We start from the raw sequence: 3,481 nt of genomic DNA on the forward strand, positions 1-3,481 counted from the left end.
GTTGTGTATCTTCCGCTCGAATGGCGCGAACGGCCCCGAAATCGCCGTACTGATTCTATTGTATAAAACCCACCTGCCTGTTGGCCTATTTTTTATCCCCACCAAAGAAAACACACAGATTTCAGGATCAGAAAAATCACCTAAAAGGTGTGCTTTTTCGCTTCAAATCCAGGCTTCCAACGGATATGATAAGCAATCATTGTTAGACAATCATAGGGAGGTTGGTTATGAATCGGGTCACGTTGTTAGCCTGGTAGAGCATCATGTGGAAGGCTCTTCCTCGGACAACACGCTCGGATCCATAACTCATGGAAGAAATGAAAAAGCACGTATACAATCGGCGTCAGTTTCTATTAGTATCTGGAGCATCAACTGCAACCATCCTTGCTGGCTGCGGGGGTGGAGGTGGCAAAGACTCGCCTCTAACAGGACGTACTGTAACCTCTAACGATGGTAAAGCATCGCTCATAATTCCTGATGGTGTTATTTCGCAGAGTTCTCGCGTCGAGTTAACTAGTGGTACCTCCTCTTCAGTTTTTACAACAGATGAGATCGCCGGAATGACGTCGTATGATATCTTACTAGATGTGAATATTGGGGTAGCAAACGATAGTATAATCACAATTCGGTTACCTTTCGACCCATCACTCAAGCAAGAGGACTTGCTAATCTATATTCATGATCAGTCTCAAGCTAGTCCTGTTTTCGCTAGTCCTGATTTTAGCGGAACAACTGCATCGACTACAGTTCTCACAAGTTCGTTAATCCCAAATGTAGGCAGAAACCGTGCGGTTACAAAGCGGGTCAAAGTTGGAATCGCAAAAATCGTATTAACCCCTAAACCAGGTAATGTTAACGAAAGTTTATATTCATATCAGGCAAGCGCAGTGACCGGGCAAAGCGGAAGTTGGATACTCGATAGTTGGAGGTCGTTTACTCCAAGTCGAGGTAAACGGCTAGCTATAATTATTCCAGGAACCTTTACACGTAGAGATAACCCCCTACATAGTAATGAACATTTTCATAAACTTACTACATTTCTATCTACTATAAATAACACTTCAAGCGCAAATCTTTTTTTCGATGGAATCCTTGGATTTGAATATGATGATATATTAGCTACACCTGCTGAATCAGGGCGGGTTTTGGCAAAATATTTAAATAATTTGCTCGTAGATGGAGTTGTTATTTATCTTTTCGCTCATAGTCAAGGCGGTCTTGTTTCTAGGTTGGCAATAGAGCATGGAGGTGCTAGCGATGTAACTGCTTTATTCATGTTCGGGACTCCTAACCAAGGCATTCCAACAAATGCAGTTAAAAGCTTGGCCTGGCTTAAAGATCAACAAGTAAAGCTAGAGACAGGTGCTGATAGTAACTTGTATAGATCAAGTTCAGCACTGGAAGCTATGACAAATGGATCTAGTAATGCCTCTAGTATTGAAACACAATCTTTGTTTCTTAAAGCCTTAAATAACTCTCCTCGTCGCTCAAATTCAGCATACTATGCAGTTTTTGGACGTGTTGGTTACGATATTCCATTAGTTGATGCAGATAGTAAAGAAATCTTTGCTGCAAAAATCTTTAGCCCTGAAGAGAGTGATGGTGTTGTTTTTCGTCGTAGTTCTCGTGGAGAAGACATCAATCTTTCAAATTATAGTCGCATTAATGATGGGTGGGATACAACTCATAGCCTGCCTTTAGATGGAGTTTCTCACTCTAACTTACCCAATGCATCTACACTTCCAGAAATACTGCGCACTACTATCAAGGCATGGCTTCAAGGTGCTGGCGAAAGAATTAACCTTCCAGCAAATATAGAATGGATGGATACCAATATTGATATTCCAGCAGGAGCCCAGCTCCTTGTTGAAGCTGTAGGGATATGGACTCATGGTAATGAGGGGAATATTGGTATTGCACCGGAATATGGCCCCGATGGCTGGAAAATTAAGGATGTAGGTTCACCTTTTATTAAGACAGTAAAAACCGGTGCCTTAATTGGAAAAATCGGAAACGAGCAACCGTTTCTAGTTGGATCTTCTTTTTCCGGGACTATTGCAACATCAGGCCGTTTTTTTGTGACGATGAACGATGATGCTGGGTCATTTAGCAATAATGATGGAGAACTAACCCTAGGAATTAGAGTCAAGGTTGTTTCAACAAGCCGTGCTGTCATCCAATCAGAGCTAATCCTTGTTCCTTTACGAAAGCATAAATAGCAGATTGCAACTGATTTCCGGCGAAGAAACTCGGGTGAGCGGGTCAGCAAAGTCCAGAATTTGGTGTAAAAAGGGCTTCGGACTCCATCTCAATTTTGTGTAGCAAAGTATATTTCCACAGGTGCGGACGAGCTGAGGCTATCACACGACCCTTAAGATGGCCGCCCAATGCGGCAAGCCGCTTCCAGTAGCCTATGACTCCAGTATTTTTACACACTTTTCCGAACATTACCGACAGGTCAAGGAGGATAGTATTAAATCATATAACAATGAGTATTTACTTAAACTATATTTCTTATCACAATAATTATATGAAAAATCAGCGTATCACACTTCGTTCAGTAGTAGGTGTACTGGGTGGTTTTATCGGAGCTACTATTATTGCTCTACAATTTATATCAGATTCACAATCAAGCTCAAATAATAGTGGTTTTATAACTATACCTTTCATTTCTCTCTTATTTTTTCCATTAGAAGCTATAAGAGTGGCGCTTCCGGGCACATTAATATCATTATTACTGTTTGATATCTTAACCAAAAACCTACCTAATAAAATTGTTAAATTTATCCGAGACGTTGTTTTATACTCCATAGCTGCGGTATTTATCTCCTTAATTGCATTTGGATTGAAAATGTCTTTTTGATTGAATTTTTCCTTACTCTGAATTCGGACCTTGTAACAGTAGTGTCAGTTCTTCTTTTGTCGGAAACAGCTCCCCTACCTCCACCCCAAGCGCCACCGCGATCTTAGCCAGATTGATGGCCGTCGGGCTGTACTTGCCCCGCTCGATCCCGCCGTAGTAGCTGCGATCTATCCCAGCCTCGTAAGCAAAGACCTCCTGAGCGATTCCCTTCCCTTCACGGAGAGCCCGAATCCTAATGGCCACCGCCTGGAGAAGCGGATCACGATTCTCCAGAGTTTTTCTTTTTTGCATCCCCACAGGATTGAGGAAATAGTGGATACAAACCACGGGAATAATCACACTGTATTAATCCCACTGGATATATACATGGTAAAATAACCAATCTATCAGTGCCGCAATGAGCGGCTAGGAGGCAGGAGTAATGGTCAGTATCAAGGTGGTTTCAGAGGCAACGGGAAACGTAGTGCATCGGAGTCGGGTCGTGGTCTATTCCGGAGGCAACTACGAGCAGTACACAGACGATAAGGGCTTGGCCCATTTTGCCCTGTCCCCCGGAAGCCACACCGTATATGTCGATGGTAAGGAGCAGGGCGTCTTATCTCTCTCGGGAGTCACGGT

General features: G+C 42.8%; 3 protein-coding genes. 2 read left to right on the forward strand and 1 reads right to left on the reverse strand.

Annotated features, from left to right (window positions below):
- Window positions 1–308: 308 nt before the first annotated feature.
- Window positions 309–2,219, forward strand: coding sequence for a hypothetical protein (locus RMO15_RS22480; RefSeq protein WP_309717527.1), 1,911 nt, complete (start codon window positions 309–311; stop codon window positions 2,217–2,219).
- A gap of 311 nt (window positions 2,220–2,530) precedes the next feature.
- Entirely contained in the window at window positions 2,531–2,863 is a 333-nt protein-coding gene (locus tag RMO15_RS22485) for a hypothetical protein (protein ID WP_309717529.1), read from the forward strand.
- A 12-nt stretch (window positions 2,864–2,875) separates the two neighbouring features.
- On the opposite strand, the gene RMO15_RS22490 is transcribed toward RMO15_RS22485, so the two are convergent.
- Entirely contained in the window at window positions 2,876–3,154 is a 279-nt protein-coding gene (locus RMO15_RS22490; RefSeq protein WP_309717532.1) for a helix-turn-helix transcriptional regulator, read from the reverse strand.
- Between the last annotated feature and the right edge of the window lie 327 nt (window positions 3,155–3,481).

Source organism: Armatimonas sp. (assembly GCF_031410135.1).
GTDB lineage: Bacteria > Armatimonadota > Armatimonadia > Armatimonadales > Armatimonadaceae > Armatimonas.